Below are 24667 nucleotides of genomic sequence, written 5' to 3' on the forward strand. Positions count from 1 at the left end.
GGTGGTGCGGGCTGCGTGGTCAGGCGAGTGACGCCGCCTGGACTTGCTCCCAGGCGTGATAGCTGGACCGCACCAGCGGACCGCTCTCGACATGCTTGAAGCCGAGGCGCATGCCCACCTCGTACAGGTCGCGGAACTCCTGCGGCGTGACGTACCGGTCGAGTTCGATGTGCCCGTCGGAGGGGCGCAGGTACTGGCCGAGGGTGAGGATGTCCACGTCCACCGCCCGCAGATCCTTCATGACCTCGACCACTTCCTCGTTGGTCTCACCGAGGCCGAGGATGATGCCGGTCTTGGTGGGGATGTCGGGGGCCAGGCGCTTGGCGGTGCGGAAGATCTCGAGCACCCGCTCGTAGCGCCCCCCGGGGCGCGCCTTCTTGAAGAGGCGCGGCACCGTTTCGGTGTTGTGATTGTAGATCTCCGGCCGTGCCTCGAGGACGGTGCGGATGGCGTCCACGTTCCCCTGGAAGTCCGGCACGAGCACCTCCACGGAGCAGTCCGGGAGGCGCTGGTGGATCTGCCGAATGGTTTCGGCGAAGATGTAGGCGCCGAAGTCGGGGAGGTCGTCGCGATCCACCGAGGTGATGACGGCGTGGCGCAGCCCCAGGCGGGCAATCGCCTCCCCGACCCGGTGCGGCTCCTCGATGTCGTACTCGGGCGGCTTGCCGTGCGCCACGGCGCAGTACGCGCAGTTGCGGGTGCAGACGCTGCCCAGAATCATGAAGGTGGCCGTGCCGTGCTGCCAGCACTCGCCGATGTTGGGGCAATGCGCCTCCTCGCACACGGAATGGAGCTTGAGCTCCTTCATCATGTGCTTGAGGCGGATGTAGTTCTCTCCGCCCGGCGCCTTGACCTTGAGCCACTGCGGCTTCCGCTCGGGGAGCGGATCGCGGCGGTGGCGCCCCATGATCTGTACCAGCTGCTCAGCCATTTGCGGCACGGTGTTGCCCGGGGGTGGTCCCGGGACGTGAACCGGGGAAGCTAGTTCCGTGCACCATTTCCGGAAACACTCGCATAACCCCCTAAGCTGAAATAGCAGGAAATCGACACTGGTCGAAACCGGGAATGGTGCGTGATCGTAGAGAGAAAAGAATCCTTCAACCGCGCTGAGGCGTGTATGCTCCGCACCTTGTTCACTGTCGGTCTCGTCGCCCTGGCCGGGCTGGTCGCCCTCAAGCTCGTCTTCGGGTTGCTCGGGCCGCTGGTGGCGTTGCTCTTCTGGCTGGTCGGGTTGGCCCTCAAGGTGCTGCTGCTCGGGGCGGTCGTGTATTTCCTGCTGCGGCTGGTCAGCCCGGCCACGGCGGAGCGCATCGAGCGGGCCATCCGGAGCTGACGTGGGGGGCGCGTGCCCCACCTGGCCGGCACATGACAACGGGGCGACCAGTCAAAGGCTGGTCGCCCCGTTGTGCGTTTGGTCCCTACCTGCCGGTGGCTCGCTCAGTCGCTCAGTCGTTCCCGCCGGCGGCGCGATCGCCGGCGCCGTCGTCGCCGGCGGGGCCGCTGCCCTTGCCGTCGCCACCATCCTTGCGGCCGCGCGACCGTCGGGCTCCACCGCGGCGCCCGCGGCGTCCCCGCCGCCGAGGACGCGGGGCCCCTTCCGACATGCTTTCCACGCCGGCGACGTCGTCATCGCCGTCGTCCCCGTCATCGCCGTCATCAAACCCACCGGCCGCCTCGAGGGTCGCCTCGTCGCCGTCCACCGGCGCGGGCGTTCGGCGCGGGCGCCGCGGGCGCCGCGGGGCAACCGGCTCCCCGTCGATGTGGTCACCCGGGGAGAAGCGCACGGGTTCGTTCACCGTCATCGGGGCGACGCCGTTCACCTGCCCGGCTCCGTCGCCCGTTTGTGTACGCTCGCTCCCCTCCCCCTCCCCCTCCCCCTCCTCCTCACCTGCGCCGCCGACCTCGCCGTTCTTGCGACGACGCCCCCGCCGCGAGCGGCGGTTCCGGCGCCGCTTGCGCCGCGGCTGGCCATCGGCGCCAAGCTCGGTCTCGCTGTCGGTCTCGCTGTCGCTGTCGCTGTCGCCGACGCCGTCGCTCTCGATATCGCTCTCACCTTCGATTTCGCCCGGCTCGTCAACGCCGGCCCGCCGCGACTCGGCGCGTGGACGCACGGCCTCCTCGTTCCGGAGCACGACCTGCTCCTTGCTGACCGTCTCGTCGGGCGTGTCGTTTGCCGGCGGGCGAGCGGCGCTGCTGGCGGCGGGCACCGGCAGCGACGCCGTCTCGCCCGGGGCATTCGCCCCCGGCGCCTCGCGCCGGACCGGCGCGGCGAAGGGATCGTCGAGCGATCGCGTGGGATCGGTGACCGGCGACCTCGGCTCCTCGCGCTTGCGGGACGGTCGCATTGTCTCCGCCTCCCTCGGCGCGCCCGATCGCCCCTCGGCCGCACGGTCCGCACGCGCCGTGCGGGTACGCTCACGCGGTTCGCGGGCTTCACGGGGCTCGCGGGCTTCACGCCGCTCACGGCCACGGTCGCCACGCCCAGGCCGCTCCGCCCGCGCCGTACGGTCACCCCGCTCGGAACGCTCGCCGCGATCACGACGGCCACGGCGCACCTCCGGCGCTTCCCCGTCGATGCCGCTCGACCCGTCCCGCTCGCGCACCTTTTCCCGGATGCGCTCCACGGAGAGTTCCGGCTCGTCGCGGCGTTTGCCCCCCTGCCGGGGAGCGCGCCGCTCGTCGGGACCGGTCTCGGCCGGTGAGGAGCCCACGACGGCGCGACGGCCGCGCGAGGCCCACGCCCACTTGAGCGCGCTGATGGTGTCGGCCATGGCCACGCGGCGCGTGTCGCGCATGCGCACGCCGAAGGTGGGCTCCAGGGGGACCGACTCCACCCGCCGCGCATGCGGCGCGAGACGCAGCAGCAGGTCGGCGTTGGCCGTCCAGCTGTCGCCGCTCACGAGCGGTGACGAGCCCGCCACGCGAATGGCCTCGCGCAGCGCCGAAATGCGGACCAGCCGCATCGATGCCGTGAGGTCGGCCACGCCGCTGACCTTCACGAAGGGACGCATGGCCCAGTGGCCGTACTTGAAGAGTCGCTTCACGGCGGTGGGGGCGTCGGCCACCGTGAGGCGTTCACCCACCACGAGATCCGCGCCCCCTTCGAAGCGGCGGGCGAATTCCGGCACGACGACCGGCGGATCCGTGAAGTCTCCCTGGAGCAACAGCACTGCATCCCGACGCGGATAGCGCGTCAGGGTGGCCACGTGCCGCAGCAGGGCGTCCACCGCGCCCGCATAGCCCAGCCGACTGCGCCCGCGCAGCACCGACACGGGCATGGCGCGCTCGTATTGCTCGGCCACCGCGGCCGTGTCGTCGGTGCTGGCATCGTCGTATACCACCACCTCGTACTCGCGCGGAAACTCGGCGAGCACCGTGCGGAGCCGCCAGAGCAGCACGCCAATGGTGGCCACTTCGTTGTGCGCAGGAATGGCGAGGTAGAGCACGGGTCGGGTGCGAGGGACGAACGGGCGGGTGCACGGCGGCGGACCACCGACACATTGGCGTACTGGTCTGCGTCCGATAATAACAGGGAAGGGGCTCCGGTGCGGCGGGACGCGGTATCCGGCCGGCTGCAGCGTGGCGTGATGCGCGCCACGAAGACCCACGCGTCCGGAGACTCGTGCCTCCTTCTCGCGAATACCCACGCCCGCCTGCAGCGCGCCGATGCCCATCTGGCCGTGCGTCTCGTCGCGCGCGCACGCGGCGTCCCTGACTGTCGCTCTTTCGAGTCGATGGGACCGCGGGGCTTCCGCCTGGCGGCCCACCGTCGGCTGGCGAACGAGCATGGGCTGGGGCCGGTGCTCGCCACGGCGGCCGAGCAAGTCGGGGCGGTCCGCGTGGCGCTCAATCTGGTCAGTGATCGCCTGCTGTTCCCGCCCGTGCACACCCCCGAACGGCTCATGCGGCAGGTGCGTGACCTCGTTCCGCGGGACGTGGGTCCGGACTGCTGACCCGTGCGGCGTGGTCGCGATCGCCCGCCGTGGCCCCCGGTGACCGGCGACCCGTCGCGCGCGCGGCACCGTTGGCGTATCGCGGCTGAGCGCTTCGTCCCCTAGCTTACGCGCATGTTCGACGAGCTCCGCGACTCCCTCCGGGCCCTCTCCTCCCGCCTCGATCCCGACGAACGCCGTCGGATGGGGCAGGGAATGCGCGAGGCCATGGTGCATGCCAAGCTCGCCATCAACGACATGCGCGCGGCGCTGGCCACGACCGAACAGCGACTGCGCGTCGAGGAAGGCGAGCTGGCAACGGTGCGTCGTCGGCAGTCGCTCGCCGCTGACATCGGTGATCAGGAAACCGTGGCGATTGCCGAGCGGTTCGCGGCACAGCACGCCGAGCGGGTGGCGGTGCTGGAAACGAAACGCATGGCGCAGCAGCAGGAGCTGGCGCTCGCCGAGCGGGAATACGAGGCCATGAGCAGCGACCTGCGCCAGATCCTCTCCGGCGTGGCCCCTGGAGGAGAGAGCCCCGACGCAGCGGCTGCCCGCGAAGTGCAGGCGCTGTTCACCCATGAGGACCCCGGCGCGACGGTCGATCCCTTGGCGTCGGGTGCCCCGGCACGCCGCTCCCGTGTGGAGCGGGAGGCCGATGCGGAAGCCCGTCTGGCCGAGCTCAAGAAGCAGTTCGGACGTTGACGGCATGCTGAGGCAACGGGGGCTGCGATGGCGCAGCGCCGTGTTCGCGCTGTCCTTCGTGGTGCCGACGCTCGAGGCGCAGCAGATCACGCGAACCGACAGTGTGCGAGCGGCGCCCGTCTCCAGTCAGGGACGGTTGCCGGTGACCGGATGCTCCGGTCAGGTGATCAGCGACATCGTGGTCATCACCCAGCCGCCCTTCACCGACCGACTGCCGCGTGACCTGGAGTGGGTGCGCCGCACGGTGCGTGCGCTGCACGTCAACACCCGCGATGATGTGGTCCGCCGATTCCTGCTGCTCAAGGTTGGCGAGCCGTGCAACCAGATCAAGCGCGCCGAGTCGGAGCGCATCCTGCGCGCGCAGCCGTACCTCGTGGACGCCCGCATTCGCGCCTACGACGACGAACAGGGGGGCGTACGCCTCGAGGTGGAGACGCGTGACGATTTCAGTCTGATGTTCGAGCCTCTCATTCGTGGGTCGTCACCCATCTTTCGCGGCATTCGACTGGGGGAGACCAACCTGGCCGGGAACGCCACGCAGGCGGCCGTGGAGTGGCGCGACGGGCTGGCCTACAACGATGTGCTGGGCGTGCAGTACACCGACTATCAGTTCCTCGGCGGGCGCGATGAACTGCGCCTCGAGGCCCGGCGTGAGCCGTTCGGGCAGCGCATGCAGATGCAGGTGGTGCGTCCCTTCTACACGGACCTGCAGCGTCTGGCGTGGATCGGATCGGTGGGTGGCACCCGTGAGCCGCTGCGCTTTCTGCGCGGCGATCTGCCCATGAACGCGGTGAACGTGCGCCGCGCCTTCGCCAATGTGGGTGGCCTCGCGCGCGTGGGGCCGGTGGGGCGCCTCAAGCTGCTCGGGCTGCTGCTCACCCGCGAAGAGGAGCGTACCGATTCGGGGTCGCTGCTGCTGACCCGCGAGGGCGTGTTCCCCGATACGCTGGGGACGCCCGTTCCGCCGTTTCTGCGCCAGAACGTGATGCGCGCCAACGTGCTGCTGGGCTTTCGCGCCCTCCGGTTCGTGCGCGTGCAGGGCTTCGACGCCCTCACCGGCGCGCAGGACATCCGGGTGGGGGTGCAGGCGGGCGTGGCGGCGGGGCACTCCATTCCCGTGGGACCGGCGGTGGATCGCGACCGGTTTCTGGCCACCAACATCTACCTCGGCTGGGGCGGCGAGAAATGGTTCGCGGGGGCGCAAGGGATCACCGAAGCGCGCTACAGCCTCGACCGCAAGCGGTGGGAGAATGTCATCGGCAGCGGACGGGCGGCCTGGTACTTCCGCCCGGCGGTGCGGCAGACCACGGTGCTGCAAGCCGAATGGGCAACCGGGCGGCGCATGCAGGCGCCGCTGCAGCTCTCGCTGGCCGATCGCGAGGGCGGACTGCTGGGGCATCGCCTGTCCACCGATCCGGGAGCGCGCCGGCTGGTCTTTCGCGCCGAGCAGCGGCTGGTGGTTCCCACACGCCTGAATGTGGCTGATGTGGGCCTTGCCGGATTCGCCGAAGCGGGGCGTCTGTGGGCGGAGCGCTCGGTGCCCTATGCCATCGATACGCCGTGGCGCGGCGCCGTGGGCATATCCCTGCTGGCCGCCGTGCCCCCCCGTTCCCGCCGGCTGTGGCGGCTCGACGTGGCCGTGCCGGTGAGCAACGATCCGCGCAAGCGGCTGGAAGTGCGGGTGACCGGCCTCGATCGCAGCCGCACGTTCTGGCGCGACACGCCCGACGTGGAGCGCAGCCGCGAACGGACGGCGCCGACGTCGTTGTTCACCTGGCCCTGAGGGAGGCTGGCGGGGGGGGGAACTACGGGGGGGGGAACTACGCGGGGGGAACTACGCGCGATCGACGACGCGCTGGAACGAACGCGTTGGCACCCACGTGTTGGCGTGGACGCGTTGGCAGCAACGCATGGGGACGCGGGCAACGACGCGGGCAACGACGCGGGCAACGACGCGGGCAACCACGCGGGCAACCACGCGGGGCGACCGAGGCGAAGCCAGGTCGCCCCCCGTCGTTCCCCGGCGTTGTTCCCGGCGTATCCGTTTGCGTGGCCACGCGTTGGTGCCAATGCGTCCCTGCCAACGCGTTCGTGCCAACGCGTCGTTGCCAACGCGTCGTCGATCGCGCGTCGTTCCCCGCGTGGTGGGCCGCCAAGCCACTCTCTACTTCACGGAGGTCATCATGCGGCGTATGGGCACGACCATCGCCAGCAGGATGGCGGTGCTCACGAACAGGGCAATGGCGGTGCCGCTGAACACCGCGGGGGTTTGCTCGAGCTTCGATGGGTCGACATGCCCGCCCACGAGGCCGGCCACGAGGTTGCCTACCGAGGTGGCGAGGAACCAGATGCCCATCATCTGTCCCACATAGCGCCGCGGCGACAGCTTGGTCATGGACGACAGTCCCACGGGGCTGAGGAACAGCTCCCCGATCGTCTGGAACATGTAGCTCATGATGAGCCACCAGGGCGAGACGAGCACCGAACCACCGCTGGCCACGACCTTGTTGGCGGCGAACACCATGAGCAGAAAGCCGAGGCCGGCGAAGGCGAGCCCCATGGCGAACTTGGTGGGGCTCGACAGATCGATGTTCCGCTTGGCCAACCCTACCCACAGGGCGGCGAAGAGGGGAGAGAAGATGATGATGAACAGCGAGTTCACCGACTGAAACCACGTGGCCGGGATGTCGAACCCGAACATCGCACGATCGGTGAAGTCGTTGGCAAAGAGCTGCAGCGACGTGGGCGCCTGTTCGAACGCCGCCCAGAAGATCGCGGCGAAAACGAACAGCACGAAAATCACCGCGCTGCGCTTTTTTTCATCACCGGTGAGGCCGCCAAAGGCGAAGATGTAGCCGAAGAACGCCACCGCGATACCAACCAGCACGAAGGTCATCCACCCGCCGATCTGCTGCGGATCGAGCGCCACGACACCGCTGGCGGCGAGGGCAAACACGATGGCGAGGATCGCCAGCCCCCCGTAGGTGCTGGTACGCACCAGCGACTCCTGCTTCGCCTGCGCCGCCGCATCGGGGTTGCGCACGATGTCCTCACCGATCGTCCCCAGCAGCTTCTTGCCAAACAGCCAGAAGCTCAGCAGGCCGAGCGCCATGCCCACGCCGGCCGCGCCGAAGCCCCAGTGCCAGCTCACGCGCTCACCGAGATAGCCGGTGACGAGCTGCCCAACGAAGGCCCCGGTGTTGATGCCCATGTAGAAAATCGAAAACCCGGCGTCGCGACGAGCGCCCCCTTCCGGATACAGGTCACCCACGATCGCGGAGATGTTGGGCTTGAGCAGCCCCGTGCCCAGCACGATCAGCACGAGCCCCAGGAAGAAGAACACGGTGCCGAGACGGGCGCCGGCAAAACCCGACACGCCAATGGCCAGGTGCCCGCCGGTGATGAGCACGGCGCCGATGAGAATGGCGCGCCGCAATCCCAGCCACCGATCGGCAATCCACCCGCCGGGGAGCGACGCCAGGTAGACACTGGCCGCGTAGATGCCCACGATGGCCGACGCCTGCGTGCGCTCGAGGCCGAACCCGCCCTCATTCAGCGCGGCCGCCATGAAGAGCACGAGCAGGGGGCGCAGCCCGTAGTACGAGAAGCGCTCCCACATTTCCGTGGCGAAAAGCAGGCCCAATCCCTTCGGATGTCCGAAGAAGGAACGATCGGTGGTGACGGCGGTGCTCACGGGGTGGGGACTGAAGTGGAGGGTTCCTTGATGCACGCCACGAAGTGGCCGGGGGCCTTCTCTTCGAGGGGCGGCACAATGCGGCTGCACGCCGCATCCTTGCGCGGATGCGGGCAGCGGGGATGAAACACGCACCCGGACGGCGGGTGTGCCGGTGACGGCGGCTCGCCCGGCAGCAGTATGCGCCGGCGCACGGCACCGGGCTCGGGGATGGGCACCGCCGACAGCAAGGCCTGCGTATACGGCATGCGCGGCGCGGCAAAGAGCGCGGCGCGCGACGCGAGCTCCACGATGCGGCCGAGGTACATCACGGCCACGCGATCGGCCATGTGCGACACCACCGCCAGATCGTGCGCAATGAACAGATACGACAGCCCGCGATCACGCTGCAGGTCGCGCAGCAGGTTCACCACCTGCGCCTGTACGCTCACATCGAGCGCCGATACCGGCTCGTCGCAGACGATGAACGAGGGTTCCACCGCCAGGGCGCGCGCGATGCCCACGCGCTGACGCTGGCCACCGGAGAACTCGTGGGGGTAGCGGGTCGCATGCTCGGCGCGCAGCCCCACCTCGTCGAGCAGGCGCGCCACGCGGCGATCGGCCTCGGCGCCTTCGGCCAGTGCGTGCACAATGAGCCCCTCGCGAATGGCCTCGCCCACGGTCAGACGCGGATTGAGGGAGCTGTAGGGATCCTGAAAGACGATCTGCATGTGGCGCCGCATGCGCCGCAGCGACTCGCCCTGAAGCGCGAGGACATCGGTGCCGTTGAAATGCACCTCGCCACGCGTCGGCTCCACGAGGCGCAGCAGCGCGCGCCCGGTCGTGGTCTTGCCGCACCCCGATTCGCCCACCAGCGCCAACGTTTCTCCCCGGTAGACCGCGAACGACACATCGTCCACCGCCTTCACGGCGCCCACGACGCGCTGCAGGAGACCGCGTCGGATGGGGAAGTGCTTCGTGAGCCCACGCACCGTCAGGAGCGGCGCCCCGGAGGTCGTGTACCCAGGCGTCTCCGCCGCCGCCGAACGCTCGGCGCTCACGGGCGCGATACCTCGGCCACCGGCAGAGCGTGCCGGCGACGGTCGGGCTCCTGCACCAGGTGACAGCGGGCGCGATGCGCCGGCCCCACCTGGTACAGCACTGGCTCCTCCCGCGCGCAACGGTCCCAGGCGTGCGCGCAGCGGTCGCGGAAGGTGCACCCGCCGGGCACGTCGTCCGGCGACGGGACCGTGCCGGGAATGGTCGCGAGCCGCTCGCCCGGTACCGCGTCGAGCCGAGGCATCGCCGCGAGCAAGCCTTCGGTATAGGGCATCTGCGGTGCCGCGAACAGCGCCGCCACCGGTGCCTCTTCCACGATACGCCCCGCGTACATCACGATCACCCGTGAGGCCATCTCCGCCACCACGCCCAGATCATGCGTGATGAGCAGCAACGCCATGCCGGTGCGCGCGCGCAGATCGCGCAGCAGCTCCAGAATCTGCGCCTGGATCGTGACGTCGAGGGCCGTGGTGGGCTCGTCGGCGATCACGAGTTGCGGCGAGAGCACCAACGCCATGGCGATCATGACACGCTGCCGCATCCCCCCCGACAGCTCATGCGGATACTGTCTCGCCCGCACGGCGGCGTCGGCGATTCCCACCTGGGTCAGCATGTCGACCGTGCGCGACCACGCCTCCGCGCGACGGCAGCCGGTGTGCACCTGCACCACTTCGGCAATCTGATCGCCGACGGTCAGCACAGGGTTCAGCGCCGTCGAGGGCTCCTGAAAGATCATCGCCAACTGTTGGCCACGCACCCGGCGCAACGCACGCTCCTCGAGCGTCAGCAGGTCATGCCCGCTGAAACGAATCTGCGTGCCGGGCTCGATGCGCCCCGGCGGCGGCACGAGCCGCAACAGGGACAGCGCCGTGAGCGACTTGCCACACCCCGACTCACCGACAAGGCACACCGTTTCCCCAGCGGCCACGGTGAACGACACGCCGTCCACCGCATGCACGGCCCCGGTCGCGCCGGGAAACGCCACCTGCAGCGACTGCACCTCGAGCAGCGCCTGTTCGCGCGTGGGTTCGGCGGAGGGAGAGGTCACGGGGGACTGGCGGAGGGGACGCGCGACGACCCGGGCAGGACAGCCGAACCGGGGGCGCTCCCGGCAAACTGGACCGGCGCGAAGCGGTCGCGCAAGGCGTCACCCATCGCGTTGCAGAGCAGGACGGGCAGCAGCATGCACACAGCCGGGAAAACGGTGAGCCACCACTGCGATTGCATGAGTCCCACGCCGTCGCGAATGATGTTGCCCCAGCTTGCGGCCGGCGGCTGGATGCCGAGCCCCAGAAAGCTCAATCCGGCCTCGATGCCAATCGTCCCGGCAATGTTGAGCGCGGCCAGGGTGAGCAGCATCGGGGCGAGATGTGGCAGCAGATGCCGCTGCAACAGCCTTCGCGTCGGTATGCCGGTGGCTGCAGCGGCGAGCGTGAACTCCCGTGCGCGCAGTGCGCGCAGTTCGTCGTGCACCAGACGCGCCACCGCATACCATCCGGTCAGCCCCGTGAGCAGCACGAGTGCCACAAGGCCCATCGGCCCGACCGCGCCGAGCACACCAAGCAGCACCAGCAGTCGGGGCACGGAGAAGGCAATGTCGAGCAGGCGTGCCAGCAGGGTGCTCACCCGCGTCGACGCGAACGCCATGGCGGCCCCGTACGCGGTGCCTACGCTGAGCGCGATGGCGACGGCGCTGAGCGCGAACCCCAGCGATACCCGGGTACCGGCAAGTACGCGGCTGAGCACGTCACGCGAGTAGGGATCGGTGCCGAACGGGTGCGCCAGCGACGGCGGACGATTCTTGAGGGCCAGCAGGTCGAGCGGCAGGTTGGGCTCGTACGGGGCGAGCCATGGGGCCACCAGCGCCACGCCTGCCAGCGATGCCAGCAGCCACGTTCCCGTACGCAGGGGGCGCGACGAGGTGCCGGAACCGGCCGAGGGCGACATCATGACGTGGCCGCGTTGGGGCGCGCGCCGGCCGCGGGGCGTGGCGTATCGGCCGCCACGCGCGGGTCGGCCACACCACGCAACAGGTCAATGACGGTCGTGGTCAGCGCAATGACGAGCCCCTGCACGAGCACGCACCCCGCGACCACGTGGTAGTCGCGCGCGTTAATGGCGTTGAGCATGGTGAGACCCAGGCCGGGCCACGAGAACACCTGCTCCACGAACACCACGCCCAGCATGTTGATGGGCACGAGGATGCCGAAGACGGTGAGCACCGGCGGCACCGACGCACGCCACGCCTGCCGATACACGCGCCCCGGTGAGAGGCCGGCGGCGAACGCCGTGCGCACGAAGGGTTCGTGCAGCACATCGCGCATGCTCTGGCGCTGAATGCGCGTCAGCGTGGCCGCGTCGATCAGCGCGACCACGAACGTCGGCAGAACAAGATGCCGCAGCCGATCGAGCAGCCGTTCGCCGGCCGGCAGGTACGCGTGCAGATCACTCACGAGACCGCCACTCGGCAGCACCGGCCAGATGACGCTGAACAGCAGCAGCAGAAACAGCGCCACGGTGAATTCGGGCAGACCGTACAGCACGAACACAATGATCGTGAGCACGCGATCGAGCGGTCGCTGCGCATGGATGCCCTGCCACACGCCAACGACCGAAGCCGCGAGCAGGGCGAGCAGCAGCCCCGGGACGACGAGCATGAGGCTGTTGGGCAGGGCATCCAGCACGACATCGAGCGCGGGGCGCTGCTGGAGCGTGGACCATCCCAGGTCGCCCTGGACGAGAGCCGCCAGCCACCGCAGATATTGCACGCCGAGCGGGGCGTCGTACCCGTAGATCTCGCGCAACTGGGCGCGCACGGTGGCGGGGACTCCTTCGCCCAGCGCGGTCAGCGGATCGCCCGGCGCGAGTTGCAGGCACACGAAGGCGAACGTCGCCGCCGCGAACGTTGCCATGGCCCCCTGCAGCATGCGCGCGCCCAGGCGCATCCGGCCGGTGGTCAGCGCGAGCCTCCAGGGGCGCGCAGGCCGATGCGGTCGCGATCGAGACGCTGTGCCGGATCGACCCGCCACTCGGCGAGGTCGGCATACCACCCGTCGGCCCGCAGCGGCGGCACGATGAGCCGCCGGTGCATCACCACCGGCACGCGCTGCTCGTACAGCCAGATCGCCGGCACGTCGTTCACGGCCAGTTGAAACGCCCGGGTCCAGTACGCGCGACTGCGTACCGGATCGAAGCTCGACAGCGCGCTGTCGGCCAGCGCATCGAAGGTCCGGTTACGATAGCGCACCTCGTTGCTCGCCCCCGTCGACATCCAGGTCTGACGAACGCCCACGAGCCCGGGGCTGGTGGCCCAGCCGCTCAGTGAGGCGTCGAAGCCCAGCGCCGCGGTGCGCTCCATGAACGTGTTCACTTCCAGCTGCAGCGGTGTGGCCTTGACGCCGATGCCCCGGAACTGCTCCTGCAGCAGCACCGCGAAGCGCTGCCGGGTGACACTGATGTTCGGCACCAGCATCTCGAAGGCGAGCGACCGGCCGTTGCGCTCCCGTACGCCGTCGCCATTGGTGTCACGCCACCCCGCCGAGTCGAGGAGCGCGCGCGCGCCGGCGGGATCGTACGGGATCTGGCGAATGGCGGCCGTATCGGGCATGAGCACCCGCGGCGCCGGACCCAGCGACACGACGCCGAGCGAGTCGAAGACGTTGCGCACCAGGCGCTCGCGATCGACCCCCATGGCGAGGGCGCGGCGCACGAGCGAGTCACCGAAGACGGGATGCGGGCGCGTGGTGTCAGCCGGATCGCGCTGGTTGAGGCCGAGGAAGGTGTACGCGAAGGCGGGATTCACCACGAGGCGCAGCGACGGCGTCTGTGCCAGCTGCGCGAGGTTTTCGCCGCGCACCATCTCGAGGAAGTCCGCCTCGCCGGCGAACAGGCGCACCGTGGCCGCCCCGATGTCGGGGGTGAAACTCCAGATGACACGGTCGAGCTTGGCCCGTCCACGGGCGTTGGTCGTGTCGGCCACCACCTCGATGCGCTGTCCGGCATCCCACCGCACGAAGCGGAATCGTCCCGTGCCCACCGGCCGTCGCGCGAACGGTGCGCGCCCCACCTGCGCCATGGGAATGGAATCGAGCAGGTGCGACGGCAGGATGTACATGGGGTACGTGGCGTCGTAGAACTGCTGGGGCAGGCGACGCTTGAACCAGAATACGGCCGTGCGGACATCGCGCGCGGTCACCGAGTCGATGTTGCCCAGCACCGATCGCAGTTCGGCGCCAATGCTGTCGCTGGTGTAGGCGCGATAGGTGTACACCACGTCGGCGGCGCGTACGGGAGCGCCGTCGTGCCAGCGGGCGGTGCTGTCGAGCGCAAAGGCAATCGAGAGGGAGTCGGCCGCCCAGCGCCACGAGGTGGCTAATCGCGGCTGAAAGCCGGCGTCGCCGTAGGTCTCGAGCGCGGGACCAATCTCCGCCAGTCGGTCGAAGAGCGCGCTGACGACGGCGCCCCCCTGGGTGCCAGTCACCTGCGGCGGAAACAGCGTGTTTGGCTCGGCCGGGACCGCCACGACGAGGGTGCCGCCCACATCGCTGGTGGTGCGCGCGTCGGGCCGGCGATCTCCGTTGCAGGCGGTCGGCCCGGCGAGCGCAGCGACCGCGGCCGCCAGCAGCAGTCGCCGTCGTTGCGCGCGAGTGGGACGGAGCGAGAGGGGCATCACGGCGGGTGAGAGCGGAAAGAGGTGGCGCCGAAAGATAGGATGGGCGGTGCCCGCTACCGGCGCCAGAGCCATGTGGGATCGGCGAACCGGGAACGGTGCGCAGCCAGCAGCGCCGTCCAGGCGTCGGACGCGACGAACGGCGTCACGTCACCCACCCGCTGCAGCCGTTCACGGGTGGCGGCATAGGTGCGTTGGCGCAGCGCGTCATCGTCGTGGCCGGGGAGCAGGGGGCGGAGCGCCGCGGCGGCCGGCGGTGGCGCGTTGCTGCCGCTGACCGGCGCGAGCTGCGCCTGCACGTCTTCCAGGAGGATACTGCCATGTTGCAGGTAGCCGTCGCCGTGGCGCCAGACGGCGCTGCCCACGAGCTTGCCTCCCGCGACGCTCAGTTCGCCGGCCGCGGGGTGGTCGAAACACACAGGCCCGTCGGGCGTCATCGGGACGCCCCCGGCGGAGAACTCCACTGGCAGCCCAAGGGACCGCAGGGCATCACGCAGCACGGTGTTGATGGCGTCATACGCCAGGCGCCAGGAGAGCGGCTGCGGCCACGGCATCGCCACACTGTACGTGAGCTCCCGCGCGTGGAGCAGCGCCCGGCCACCGGTTGGCCGCCGCACGGCAGCCAGCCCCGCGTCGGCGAGCCAGGCGGGGGTGATACGCCCTACCACCCGCTCGTTGCGGCCGAACGAGACGGTCGGCTGCGCCCACCCATACCAGCGCCAGATCCCCTCGCCCGCCCGCACCGTGGCCAGCAGCGCGTCGTCGGTGGCCATGTTGGTCACGCCGTCGTGATCGCCGTCCTCCCACCACTCCCAGTGGCGGGGGAGTCGGGCGTCCGGTCTGGACCCGCTTCCCTGTACCTGCGCCCGGGAACGATCGGGCGCGGCCGACGTTCGGTCGCTGCGCATCGGCGTTAAATTACCGAGGCTGAGGGATATCGCGCAGACATCGGCGCCATGCCGGTGCCGCGCCCCGCACCCGTTCGTATTCCGTCGCCACCACGGACCGGCTCCGAGTGGCGTTGCCCGATTTCTTCCGAGGATGGTCATGGCCCCCCGCACCATCTCGCCCGCGGTCGCCGCGGTCGATTCGTTCATTCCGCGACATGTCGGTCCCAGTGTTCCCGAGCAGCAGCAAATGCTCGCCGCGCTCGGCTACGACTCGCTCGACGCGTTCATCGACGCGGTGGTCCCGGAGCAGATCCGCTTTCGCGGCACGCTGAACACCGGGCCGGAGCGCTCGGAAGCGGAGGTGCTGGCCTCGTTGCGGCAGATCGCAGCCCGGAATCAGGTGTATCGCTCGTTCATCGGCATGGGCTACTACGGCACGCATACGCCCAATGTGATCCTGCGCAACATCATGGAGAATCCCGCCTGGTACACGGCATACACGCCGTACCAGGCCGAGATCGCGCAGGGGCGCCTCGAGGCGCTGCTCAACTACCAGACCATGGTGGTCGATCTCACCGGGCTGGAGATTGCCAACGCCTCGTTGCTCGACGAGGGCACGGCGGCGGCCGAGGCCATGGCGCTGGCCTTCGCTGCCAAGGGGAGTGCGACCAAGAACGTGCTGCTGGTGGCGGCCGACTGCCATCCGCAGACGATTGCCGTGGTGGCTGCGCGGGCCGCGGCGCGCGGGGTGACCGTCGCGGTGGGCGACGCGCGCGAGTTCGTCGTCACCGAGCGCGTCTTCGGCGTGCTGCTGCAATATCCCGGCACGGACGGCGCGATCGTCGACTATCGCGCGCTCACGGAGCAGGTGCATGCGGTGGGGGCCATGGCCATCGTGGCGAGCGACCTGCTCGCGCTCTGCTTGCTGACGCCACCCGGCGAGTGGGGGGCCGACATCGTGGTCGGCAACTCGCAGCGGTTCGGCGTGCCCATGGGCTACGGTGGCCCGCACGCCGCCTTCTTTGCCACGCGCGACGAGTACAAGCGGCTGTTGCCCGGGCGCATCATCGGGCTGTCGCGTGATGTGGAGGGCGCGCCCGCGCTGCGCATGGCACTGCAGACGCGCGAGCAGCACATCCGCCGCGAAAAGGCCACCAGCAACGTGTGCACGGCGCAGGTGCTGCTCTCGGTCATGGCGGGCATGTACGCGGTGTATCACGGCCCGGCCGGCCTCACGCAGATCGCCGAGCGGGTGCATGCGCGCGCGGGCGCCCTGGCGGCGGGGCTCGAGCGCCTGGGCTTTGCCATCACGCACGAGCAGTACTTCGACACCATTCGCGTCGAGGTCGGGGCGCACGGGCAGCAGGACATCCTCGCGGCGGCCGACGCGCATCGTCTCAACCTGCGTGTGCTGGAGCCCGGGACCCTTACCGTGTCGGTCGACGAGACGACGACGGAGCAGGACGTCGCCGACCTCTGGCAGGTGTTCAACTCGGGCGCGGCCGTGGACTTCCGCTACGCCGACGTCGCCGCCGAGGTGGACACGCGCTACGATGAGCGGTTCCGCCGCGTGGCGCCGTTCCTCACGCACCCCACGTTCCACCGGTACCACAGCGAAACCGAAATGCTGCGGTACATGTACGCGCTGCAGGCCAGGGATTTCTCCCTCGTGCACGGCATGATCCCGCTGGGGTCGTGCACCATGAAGCTCAACGCCACCGCCGAGATGATTCCGGTCACGTGGCCGGAGTTCGGGCAGCTGCACCCGTTCGCGCCGCGCACCCAGGCCGAAGGGTACGCGCAGCTGTTCCGTGAGCTCGAGCACGACCTCGCCGAAGTGACCGGGTTCGCCGGGGTCTCGCTGCAGCCCAATGCGGGTTCGCAGGGTGAGTACGCGGGGCTGCTCGTCATTCGCGCCTACCACGCGGCGCGCGGCGAGGCGCACCGCACGGTGTGTCTCATTCCGCAGTCCGCGCACGGCACGAACCCGGCCTCGGCGGTCATGGCAGGCTTCGGCGTCGTCGTGGTGAAGACCGATGCCGACGGCAACATCGACGTGGATGATTTGCGCGCCAAGGCCGAACAGCATTCGGCCAACCTCGGCGCGCTCATGGTGACCTACCCGAGCACGCACGGCGTGTTCGAGGCGCGCATCAAGGAGATCACGGCCATCATCCACGAGCACGGTGGCCAGGTGTACATGGACGGCGCGAACATGAACGCCATGGTCGGGGTGTCGCGTCCGGGTGATCTGGGTGCCGATGTGTGTCACCTGAATCTGCACAAGACCTTCTGCATCCCGCACGGCGGCGGTGGCCCCGGCATGGGGCCCATTGGCGTGGCCGCGCAGCTGGTCCCGTTCCTCCCCACCCATCCCGTGATCGCCTCGCACGACGTGAGCACGGCCATCGGCCCGGTATCTGCGGCGCCGTGGGGGAGCGCAAGCATTCTCCCCATCTCGTACGTCTACATCAAGATGATGGGTGGCGACGGGCTGGCGTATGCCACCAAGGTGGCCATCCTCAACGCCAACTACATCGCCAGGCAGCTCGAGCAACACTATCCCGTGCTGTACCGTGGGCAGAACGGACTCGTGGCGCACGAGTGCATTCTGGATACGCGTTCGCTCAAGGGTGCGGCCGGCATCGAGGCGGAGGATCTGGCCAAGCGGCTCATGGACTACGGCTTCCATGCGCCCACGCTCTCTTTCCCGGTGGCCGGCACGCTCATGGTCGAGCCCACGGAAAGCGAAAGCAAGGCCGAACTCGATCGCTTCATCGAGGCCATGATCGGCATGCGCGAGGAAATCGCGGCCATCGAGCGCGGTGAGGCCGATCGTGAGGACAACGTGCTCAAGAACGCGCCGCACACGGCAACGCACTGCACGGCGGATGCGTGGGCGCACCCGTACACGCGTCAGCAGGCGGCGTATCCCACGGCGTGGACCCGCGAGCGCAAGTTCTGGCCCACCGTACGTCGCGTGGAAAGCGCCTTTGGCGATCGCAACCTGGTGTGCGCCTGTCCGCCCATCGAGGAGTACGCGCCGGCGTCGGCGTGAGCAGCGCTGCTGGCGGTCCCGCGCCAGCAACGCCCGAGGGCCCCGGAGCATGACGCTCCGGGGCCCTCGTGGCGCATGGTGGGGCGGTTATTCGCCGAGCTGTGCGCGGTAGGCGTCGGGCGACATGAGCCCCGCGTCGCCGCCAGCGGTCATGCGCACCTTGATCATCCAGCCATCGCCGTACGGGTCGGTGTTGATGAGCGCGGGCTCGCCGTCGAGGCGCCCATTCACCTCGAGCACTTCCCCGGCCACCGGCATGAAGAGCTCCGACACGGCCTTCACCGCCTCGACCGTCCCGAACACGTCGTGCGAACCGTAGGTGGCGCCCACCTTGGGAAGCTCCACGTACACGATGTCGCCCAGCTCACCCTGCGCATAGTCGGTGATGCCGATGAACACCACGTCGGATTCCGACGTGGCACGGACGTATTCATGCTCCTTGGTATAGCGCAGGTCGGCGGGGATATTCGACACGAATGGCTCCGGAAGGGAAGGAAGAACCGAACCCGGGAAGTATCCGCCCCGGGACCCGGAAGGGGAAGCGGTTTGCTACAACGGGTTTGCTTCCCGCTGCGCGGCGCGGGCCTCGATCTGCGTCCACAGCGCCTGAACATCGGCGGCCAATGCGTCTCGGTCGCCGCTGTTGTCGATGACCCAGGTGGACCCGGTCCGCTTGCGTGCCGATGGCCACTGCGCATCGATCATGGCCTGCCCCTCCTCGGCGCCCAGGCCACGATCGCGCACGAGGCGGGCGAGGCGTACGGGCTCTGGCGCATCCACGAGAATGACCGCATCGAAGGCGTGCTCGAGTCCCACCTCGAACAGCAGCGGAATGTCCGACACCACGATGCGGTCCCCGCGGGCGTGAGCGGCCGCTACCGCCTCCTCACGCAGCTGTCGCACCGCCGGATGCACGATGGCGTTGAGCGCGTCGCGGGCCACTGCGTCCCGGAACACCCGGGCGCGCAGGGCGGCGCGGTCGAGCGACCCGTCGTGTGCCAGCACGCCGGGTCCGAAGCGTTCCACCACGGCTTCGAGCCCCGGGGTGCCGGGGGCCACCGCGGCCCGGGCCAGTTCGTCGGCGTCGATGATCGTGGCGCCGTGCGCGGCGAGCAGGGTGGCCACGGTGGACTTGCCGGAGGCGATGTTGCCGGTGAGGGCGACGTGGAGCATGGGGGAAACGTAGGGGCAGATCGCGTGGGCGACCACCGGCAGACGGCAGACGGCAGGAACGACAGTGGGCAGACGGCAGGGATGCGGAAGAACGAAACGGGCGCCACTGCTTCGCAGGGCGCCCGATTTCCTTCGCGGTTGGGACATCGGCGGCGGCGCATCGCGCACGCCGCCGTGTTGTTCTTCCGCATCACTCCTGTCTGCGTGCTGTGGTTCCTGCCGACTGCGGTCTGCTGTTCAGCACCGTTTGCCGACCACCGGAACCCCTCCGCCGTTCACGCTGCCGCCGAGTCCTGCAGGTCATCCTCATGATCCGCGATCTGCCGCCGCTTCTCGCGGTTCACCAGCAGCTCCTGCATGACCCAGCTCGCTCCGCCTCGGAGGCGGATCTGGTGTGGCGTGCAGCCGAGATAGCGCTGGCAGGTGTTGCGGAACGCCGAACCGGAGGGGAAGTCGAGCGCACTGGCCACGCCGTCGGCGCTGCGCGAACCATCCTCGAGCATGCTGGCCGCCACGATGAGCCGACCCCAGGTCAGCAGCTGGTGTGGCGGCGGCAGTTGCGCGCCCTCGAGGCGCTTGGAGAGCAGCCGGCGGGAGACGGCGATGAGCCGAGCCAAGCTGTCGGGGGTGAGCCGCTCGTGGGCACGCGTCACCGACAGCATCACGGCGTCGCGCACCACGCTGCGGAGGCCGGTGAGGTGCGGCTTGAGCAGACTCGACACGCTGCGCGCCTCGGCCTGGTCGAGCAGCGCAGCCAGCAGTTGCGGCGTGTCGGTTTCTTCTGCCACGACGAGCACATCGATGCCGCAGCGTCCGGCGTCGAACATGTCCTTCGCCCGCTCCCGTGTCAGGTCCACGTACGCCACGAGTGCCGCGCGCGGCACGCGAATGCGCAATTGACGCACACGTTCGAAGTCGGCGCGACCGTCGACGTACAGGTCGAAAACGACCACATTGATGGGCCCTCGCTCACAGGCACGCGTGAGGGAGGTCCAGTCTTCGCATGGCACGAACCGATACCGGTCGCGCGCGGCGCTGCGCAGCCGTGCGAGCCGGGGTTCGTGTGCGAGCAGCGTCGCGATTACACCCATGCGACGATCCGTCCGGGGAAAGTGAGGAGAAATGCCATCGGGTTCGGCAGAATGACGCCCACCCCGCGTCACGCGTCACACCGCTCCCGGTCGGGGCCGCCGCCGACCGTCCAGGCGTGCCCTCCCTTGCCCCCTCCGGATCGCCAGGGTACCGGCGGCGCGGGCCCCTACAGCAGGGACTGCTGCGCCTCGTCGCGCCGCGGTACCTGATGGCACGCCCGGCAGCGGGCCTCGTAGGAATCCGAGGCACCCACCATGATGGTCGGCGAATCGTACGGCGCCGGTTTTCCGGCCAGCAGTCGTTGGGTGCGGCTGGCCGGCGACCCGCACAGCACGCAGATGGCATGCAGCTTGTCCACCACTTCGGACATGGCCATGAGCTGGGGCATGGGGCCGAACGGTTCACCGCGAAAGTCGGTATCGATGCCCGCCATGATGACCCGGCGTCCGCGATCTGCCAGCCCCGACACCACGTTCACGATGCCCGCGTCGAGGAATTGCACCTCGTCGATCGCGATCACCTGCGCCATGGGATCGAGACGGAGCAGGATCTGCGACGAGGAATCGACCGGCGTGGCATCGAAGGTGCGCCGGTCGTGACTCGATACGGCCCACAGCCCGGCGTAGCGGTCGTCCAGGTGCGACTTGAACACCTGGACGCGCTTGCGGGCAATCGTGGCGCGCCGGACCCGACGCAGCAGCTCTTCGGTCTTGCCGCTGAACATCGAGCCGGCGATGACCTCCATCCATCCACCGGATGCCTGAAAGCCGCCACTCACGCGTTACGCCTCGTCGCCCCGATCGGTCGACGGCCGTGCCGGCCGTTCGCGCTTCGCGTGCTTCATGCGCTCGGCACGTTCCGTCCACTCACTGCGGCCCTCGGTGCGCTCTCCCACGGGGCGATCCCCCCAGCTGCGTCGCTCATCGGCGGCGCGGGGCGGACGACCACCACCGAAACCACCGCCGAAGCCACCGCCGGCGCCGCCGCGCGGGCCACGGTCGGCCCCGCGTTCGCCGCCAAACTCGCGACGCGGACCACGCTCACCACGATCGCCGCCGCGTGCGGGGCGCTCGCCGCCGAAGTCGCGGCGCGGGCCGCGATCACCGCCGCCGTCGCGACGCGGACCACGCTCACCGCCGAAGTCACGGCGCGGCCCACGCTCGCCACCGAAGTCACGGCGCGGCCCACGCTCGCCACCGAAGTCGCGGCGCGGCGCGCCACGGTCACCACCGAAGTCCCGTCGCGGGCCGCGGTCGCCGAAGCCACCGCGCTCGGGACGCTCACCCCCGCTGCGCTCATCGATGCGCGCACTCAGGCGACGGCCACGCAGCGTGGCGCTCCCCAGCGCGGCCACGACCTTCGCGGCGTCCGGGGCGTCGAGCTCCACGGTGGCGTGCGACTCGAACAGGTCGACCTGGCCGATCTTCTCCCCCGGTACCCCCGCCTCGTTCGCGATGGCGCCCACGATGTCGCCCACCCGCACGTTGTCGCGCTTGCCCGCGGCAAGGAACACCCGCTGGCGTCCAGCCGGCGCCGCCGGCGCATCGCCGGCACGCGCGCTCTCTCGGGGCGTCTCACGCATCGTCGACTTGGCGCCGGCGGCGGCCGCCTTGGCGCGCACGGTGATGGCCTCACGTCGCGCACTCTCGTAGAGGCGCAGCGCCGCGCAGGCAATCTCGAGGGCGTCGTGCGACTCGAGCAGCGGGGCGAGCAGTGCGAGTTCGCTCGCGGCCGCATGGCCGTTGCCCAACGTGGTGCGCAGGGCGTTGCGCAGCTGCTGGACACGGTCCTCGGCAGCGGCCTTGCGGGGCGCCGGCGTCCACGCTTCCGCGAGACTCTGTGTCATGCGCCGGAACGCCGGCAGTTCATCGGGCAGCAGCAGGGCCACGGCATCGACCGGCCGCATGGCCAGCGACTCGACCAGCGCCTCGAAGGTGGCCGGTTCCTCCCACAGCACCGCCATCGCCACGTGCTGCGCTGTGGGCTGCCGGGTGACCTGCACCGAGAGGCCGTCGACGACAAGACCGAGGCGCGCCAGCGCCGCGGTGGCGTCGGCAACACCGGCGTCGGTGGCGGCGATGATGACGAGCGATGGCGGGTCCGTTTCGTCGAGCACCAAACGCAGGGCGTCGACCCGCCCGGAGGGTGCCGTGAGAATGAACCGCGGGGTGACCGCGAGCGGCGTGTCGCCAACGAGGAGCGGCGTCATGCGGCGCGCGCGTCGCAGCTGCGCCTCGAGGAAGGCGTCGCTGGCTTCGGTTTCGCGTTCGAGCGTGGCCACGCGGCTCACGTTTTCCGGCGTGTCCCCCAGCAGGGCCTGCAACGTGTCGGCACCGTTGGCCGCCAGCATTTCGTCGAGGCCCACTATGACGACCGTCTGCAGCTGGTCCACACCCAGCGCCGCGTCGCGGCGCAGCGTGAGCAGATCGGCGGGGGTGCCGGTGACCACGCCCACGGGGGCGAGCCCAAGCACACGGCGGGCGCGGACGGCCCCGGTGACCGGGACCACGCGTACTGCGGGATCGGCCAGCAGACGGCGTGCCTGATCGGCGGCCGCCATGGCCTGTTCGATGGTGGGGGTGATGACGAGGCACACCGGGGCACCGGCGGCGCCGCCCTGCCGGCTGCGCTCCACACCGGGGCGCATGGCCGCGGTCATCGTCCGCAAATCAGCGGGGCCCTCAAGCACGATGTGCTGGCTCCGCGTCGCCCCTGGCGACGAGTCTTCCCGTTCCTGCTCGCTCACACCCACCCCATCAGTTGTTAGTCAGCCCGGCAGCCCAACTGCCGGTGTCGTGCGCCCGGTTGGCGCATTGGTCCCACGTGGCGCGTGCTCCCGGAGCGCGCTTAATTGCCTCGAGACGCTCGAGTCCGAACCTCGAAAGATAGTCGGTTTCCGCCCCAATTCCACTCCGGATCCGTCCGACATGCCGCTGTCCTTTCAGCCGTCCCCGAACATCGCCCGACTGAAGGAGTCCGCCACCCTCGCCGTTGCCGCCAAGGCGCGCGCCCTCAAGGCGCAGGGCATTCCCGTCATCGATCTCGGAGCGGGGGAGCCGGACTTCGACACGCCGGCGTTCATTCGGCAGGCGGCCACGCGCGCGATCGAGGCGGGGGCCACGCGGTACACCAACACCGAAGGGATCCTACCGCTCCGCGAAGCCATTGCGGCCGACGCCAATCGCATCCAGGTGCAGCAGCAGCCGGTGACGCCCGGCGAGGTCGTCGTCTCCAACGGCTCCAAGCAGTCGCTCTACAACGCCGTGATGTGCTGCTTCGGCCCCGGTGACGAAGTCCTCATCCCCATTCCGTCGTGGACGAGCTACTTCGAAATGGTCGAACTGGCGCGTGCCGTGTCCGTTCCCGTGCTCGGCGATCCGGCCAACTCGCTCAAGGTGACGGCCGCGATGCTCGATGCGGCAGCCACCCCGCGCACGAAGGGGGTGATGCTCAATTCGCCCACCAATCCCACGGGGGCCGTGTACTCGCGCGACGAACTGGCCGACATCCTTACGTTGGCGCGCGATCGTGGGTGGTGGGTCATTGCCGACGAGATCTACCGGCGCATTGCGTACGAAGGGGACGCCGTCTCGGCACTGGAGATCGCGCCGGCGCGCGACAACCTCATCATCGTGAATGGCGTGGCCAAAGCCTACGCCATGACCGGCTGGCGCATTGGCTGGACCATTGCCCCCGCACCGCTCTCCAAGGCCATGAGTGCCTTTCAGGGGCACACCACCTCCAACGCCGCCGCCGTGTCGCAGCACGCCGCGCTGGCGGCGCTCGCCGAGCGGGAACAGGCCGATGCCGCAGTGCACGAGATGGTGCGCGCCTTCCGCCAGCGCCGCGACGCCGTGCTGCGCGCCTTGGGGGCATTCCCGGGAGTGCAGTACGTGCATCCCGCCGGAGCATTCTACCTGTACCTGAACGTCGACGGATTTCGCGGCGCCGCCGATCCGGGCGCCGCCTTTGCCGCCGCCGTGCTCGAGGAGCAGCAGGTGGCGATCGTGCCCGGCAGCGCGTTCGGGACCCCCAATTGGATTCGCGCCAGCTACGCCACGACCGAGGCCGTGGCGGTCGAAGGGGTGACGCGAATCGCCACCTGCCTCACTACCTGACACCTGGTGCCATGTCGATGATTACCACGATCGTACTCGTGCAGGCTGATCCGCGCAGCATCCCCGCCTGTGCCGTGGCGCTCACGGCCATCGACGGGGTGGCGGAGGTCTACTCGGTCTCGGGAGCCTGGGATCTCGTGGCCATCGTCCGCGTGCCCGACCTCGAGCAGATCGCGACGGTGGTCACACAGGAATTCGCCAAGGTGCCGGGTATTCAGCGCACGCAAACACTCACGGCGTTCCGCCAGTACAGCAAGCGTGACCTCGAACAGGCGTGGGATATCGGCGTCGAGTAGCT

Annotated in this window: 21 protein-coding genes; 7 read left to right on the top strand and 14 right to left on the bottom strand. The window is 69.6% G+C overall.

The window, feature by feature from the left end; translation table 11 throughout:
* Positions 1–19 precede the first annotated feature (19 nt).
* Positions 20–931 carry a lipoyl synthase gene (gene lipA, locus O9271_RS14900; RefSeq protein WP_298271315.1) on the bottom strand — a complete coding sequence of 304 codons (912 nt, stop codon included), beginning with the start codon at positions 929–931 and terminating at the stop codon, positions 20–22.
* A 186-nt stretch (positions 932–1117) separates the two neighbouring features.
* On the opposite strand from lipA, the gene O9271_RS14905 reads away from it, so the two are divergent.
* Positions 1118–1333, top strand: coding sequence for a hypothetical protein (locus O9271_RS14905; RefSeq protein WP_298271317.1), 216 nt, complete (start codon positions 1118–1120; stop codon positions 1331–1333).
* A gap of 112 nt (positions 1334–1445) precedes the next feature.
* Here the strand turns inward: O9271_RS14905 and O9271_RS14910 are convergent, their stop codons facing one another.
* Positions 1446–3446 carry a glycosyltransferase family 2 protein gene (locus O9271_RS14910; RefSeq protein WP_298271320.1) on the bottom strand — a complete coding sequence of 667 codons (2001 nt, stop codon included), beginning with the start codon at positions 3444–3446 and terminating at the stop codon, positions 1446–1448.
* A 141-nt stretch (positions 3447–3587) separates the two neighbouring features.
* Here O9271_RS14910 and O9271_RS14915 point away from each other — a divergent pair, with 141 nt between their 5' ends.
* From O9271_RS14915 to O9271_RS14925, 3 genes are all read left to right on the top strand, one after another.
* Complete coding sequence (locus tag O9271_RS14915; protein WP_298271323.1) at positions 3588–3953, top strand: hypothetical protein; 366 nt, start codon at positions 3588–3590, stop codon at positions 3951–3953.
* A gap of 114 nt (positions 3954–4067) precedes the next feature.
* Positions 4068–4637, top strand: a complete 570-nt coding sequence (locus tag O9271_RS14920) for a hypothetical protein (RefSeq protein ID WP_298271326.1) — start codon at positions 4068–4070, stop codon at positions 4635–4637.
* Between the two features lie 4 nt (positions 4638–4641).
* Complete coding sequence (locus O9271_RS14925; protein ID WP_298271329.1) at positions 4642–6420, top strand: hypothetical protein; 1779 nt, start codon at positions 4642–4644, stop codon at positions 6418–6420.
* A 381-nt stretch (positions 6421–6801) separates the two neighbouring features.
* Here O9271_RS14925 and O9271_RS14930 read toward each other — a convergent pair whose 3' ends face one another.
* Genes O9271_RS14930 through O9271_RS14960 form a run of 7 tightly spaced genes read right to left on the bottom strand, consistent with a single transcriptional unit; the run spans position 6802 to position 14946 of the window.
* Positions 6802–8331 carry a peptide MFS transporter gene (locus O9271_RS14930; RefSeq protein WP_298271332.1) on the bottom strand — a complete coding sequence of 510 codons (1530 nt, stop codon included), beginning with the start codon at positions 8329–8331 and terminating at the stop codon, positions 6802–6804.
* Entirely contained in the window at positions 8328–9371 is a 1044-nt protein-coding gene (locus tag O9271_RS14935; RefSeq protein WP_298271335.1) for an ABC transporter ATP-binding protein, read from the bottom strand. Before O9271_RS14935 ends, O9271_RS14930 begins: the two co-directional genes overlap by 4 nt.
* The gene (locus O9271_RS14940; protein ID WP_298271338.1) at positions 9368–10417 is read right to left on the bottom strand and encodes an ABC transporter ATP-binding protein; all 1050 of its coding nucleotides are present in this window, start codon (positions 10415–10417) and stop codon (positions 9368–9370) included. Before O9271_RS14940 ends, O9271_RS14935 begins: the two co-directional genes overlap by 4 nt.
* On the bottom strand, positions 10414–11319 hold the full coding sequence (locus O9271_RS14945) for an ABC transporter permease (RefSeq protein WP_298271340.1): 906 nt from the start codon (positions 11317–11319) through the stop codon (positions 10414–10416). Before O9271_RS14945 ends, O9271_RS14940 begins: the two co-directional genes overlap by 4 nt.
* Positions 11316–12314, bottom strand: coding sequence for an ABC transporter permease (locus tag O9271_RS14950; RefSeq protein ID WP_298271344.1), 999 nt, complete (start codon positions 12312–12314; stop codon positions 11316–11318). Before O9271_RS14950 ends, O9271_RS14945 begins: the two co-directional genes overlap by 4 nt.
* 11 nt (positions 12315–12325) lie before the next feature.
* Positions 12326–14038: a peptide ABC transporter substrate-binding protein gene (locus O9271_RS14955; protein ID WP_298271347.1), complete on the bottom strand. Its 1713-nt coding sequence runs from the start codon at positions 14036–14038 to the stop codon at positions 12326–12328.
* Between the two features lie 56 nt (positions 14039–14094).
* Positions 14095–14946 carry a hypothetical protein gene (locus O9271_RS14960; protein WP_298271350.1) on the bottom strand — a complete coding sequence of 284 codons (852 nt, stop codon included), beginning with the start codon at positions 14944–14946 and terminating at the stop codon, positions 14095–14097.
* Between the two features lie 133 nt (positions 14947–15079).
* Between O9271_RS14960 and gcvP the strand changes: the two genes are divergently transcribed.
* Positions 15080–17986: an aminomethyl-transferring glycine dehydrogenase gene (gene gcvP, locus O9271_RS14965; RefSeq protein ID WP_298271353.1), complete on the top strand. Its 2907-nt coding sequence runs from the start codon at positions 15080–15082 to the stop codon at positions 17984–17986.
* A gap of 87 nt (positions 17987–18073) precedes the next feature.
* Here the strand turns inward: gcvP and gcvH are convergent, their stop codons facing one another.
* The 5 genes from gcvH to O9271_RS14990 all read right to left on the bottom strand — a co-directional run bounded on the left by gcvH (position 18074) and on the right by O9271_RS14990 (position 22910).
* Positions 18074–18460, bottom strand: coding sequence for a glycine cleavage system protein GcvH (gcvH, locus tag O9271_RS14970; RefSeq protein WP_298271355.1), 387 nt, complete (start codon positions 18458–18460; stop codon positions 18074–18076).
* A 75-nt stretch (positions 18461–18535) separates the two neighbouring features.
* The gene (coaE, locus tag O9271_RS14975) at positions 18536–19159 is read right to left on the bottom strand and encodes a dephospho-CoA kinase (protein WP_298271357.1); all 624 of its coding nucleotides are present in this window, start codon (positions 19157–19159) and stop codon (positions 18536–18538) included.
* Between the two features lie 275 nt (positions 19160–19434).
* Positions 19435–20250, bottom strand: a complete 816-nt coding sequence (locus O9271_RS14980) for a helix-turn-helix domain-containing protein (RefSeq protein WP_298271360.1) — start codon at positions 20248–20250, stop codon at positions 19435–19437.
* Between the two features lie 167 nt (positions 20251–20417).
* A complete protein-coding gene (locus O9271_RS14985; protein ID WP_298271362.1) occupies positions 20418–21029 on the bottom strand; it encodes a thymidine kinase in 612 nt (203 codons plus the stop codon).
* Positions 21030–21032: 3 nt separating this feature from the next.
* On the bottom strand, positions 21033–22910 hold the full coding sequence (locus tag O9271_RS14990; protein ID WP_298271365.1) for a DbpA RNA binding domain-containing protein: 1878 nt from the start codon (positions 22908–22910) through the stop codon (positions 21033–21035).
* A gap of 268 nt (positions 22911–23178) precedes the next feature.
* Between O9271_RS14990 and O9271_RS14995 the strand changes: the two genes are divergently transcribed.
* Together O9271_RS14995 and O9271_RS15000 are read left to right on the top strand one after the other, a co-directional pair.
* Positions 23179–24369, top strand: a complete 1191-nt coding sequence (locus O9271_RS14995) for a pyridoxal phosphate-dependent aminotransferase (protein ID WP_298271368.1) — start codon at positions 23179–23181, stop codon at positions 24367–24369.
* Between the two features lie 11 nt (positions 24370–24380).
* Positions 24381–24665, top strand: a complete 285-nt coding sequence (locus O9271_RS15000) for an Lrp/AsnC ligand binding domain-containing protein (RefSeq protein WP_298271373.1) — start codon at positions 24381–24383, stop codon at positions 24663–24665.
* Positions 24666–24667 lie beyond the last annotated feature (2 nt).

This window comes from Gemmatimonas sp., assembly GCF_027531815.1.
Lineage (GTDB): Bacteria > Gemmatimonadota > Gemmatimonadetes > Gemmatimonadales > Gemmatimonadaceae > Gemmatimonas.

What these genes read in the sequence shown, in the direction of transcription:
- lipA (WP_298271315.1), bottom strand. Translation starts at nt 931, where the DNA reads ATGGCTGAGCAGCTGGTACAGATCATGGGGCGCCACCGCCGCGATCCG.
- O9271_RS14905 (WP_298271317.1), top strand. Translation starts at nt 1,118, where the DNA reads ATGCTCCGCACCTTGTTCACTGTCGGTCTCGTCGCCCTGGCCGGGCTG.
- O9271_RS14915 (WP_298271323.1), top strand. Translation starts at nt 3,588, where the DNA reads ATGCGCGCCACGAAGACCCACGCGTCCGGAGACTCGTGCCTCCTTCTC.
- O9271_RS14920 (WP_298271326.1), top strand. Translation starts at nt 4,068, where the DNA reads ATGTTCGACGAGCTCCGCGACTCCCTCCGGGCCCTCTCCTCCCGCCTC.
- O9271_RS14925 (WP_298271329.1), top strand. Translation starts at nt 4,642, where the DNA reads ATGCTGAGGCAACGGGGGCTGCGATGGCGCAGCGCCGTGTTCGCGCTG.
- O9271_RS14945 (WP_298271340.1), bottom strand. Translation starts at nt 11,319, where the DNA reads ATGATGTCGCCCTCGGCCGGTTCCGGCACCTCGTCGCGCCCCCTGCGT.
- O9271_RS14950 (WP_298271344.1), bottom strand. Translation starts at nt 12,314, where the DNA reads ATGCGCCTGGGCGCGCGCATGCTGCAGGGGGCCATGGCAACGTTCGCG.
- O9271_RS14955 (WP_298271347.1), bottom strand. Translation starts at nt 14,038, where the DNA reads ATGCCCCTCTCGCTCCGTCCCACTCGCGCGCAACGACGGCGACTGCTG.
- O9271_RS14960 (WP_298271350.1), bottom strand. Translation starts at nt 14,946, where the DNA reads ATGCGCAGCGACCGAACGTCGGCCGCGCCCGATCGTTCCCGGGCGCAG.
- gcvP (WP_298271353.1), top strand. Translation starts at nt 15,080, where the DNA reads ATGGTCATGGCCCCCCGCACCATCTCGCCCGCGGTCGCCGCGGTCGAT.
- coaE (WP_298271357.1), bottom strand. Translation starts at nt 19,159, where the DNA reads ATGCTCCACGTCGCCCTCACCGGCAACATCGCCTCCGGCAAGTCCACC.
- O9271_RS14980 (WP_298271360.1), bottom strand. Translation starts at nt 20,250, where the DNA reads ATGGGTGTAATCGCGACGCTGCTCGCACACGAACCCCGGCTCGCACGG.
- O9271_RS14990 (WP_298271365.1), bottom strand. Translation starts at nt 22,910, where the DNA reads ATGACCGCGGCCATGCGCCCCGGTGTGGAGCGCAGCCGGCAGGGCGGC.
- O9271_RS14995 (WP_298271368.1), top strand. Translation starts at nt 23,179, where the DNA reads ATGCCGCTGTCCTTTCAGCCGTCCCCGAACATCGCCCGACTGAAGGAG.
- O9271_RS15000 (WP_298271373.1), top strand. Translation starts at nt 24,381, where the DNA reads ATGTCGATGATTACCACGATCGTACTCGTGCAGGCTGATCCGCGCAGC.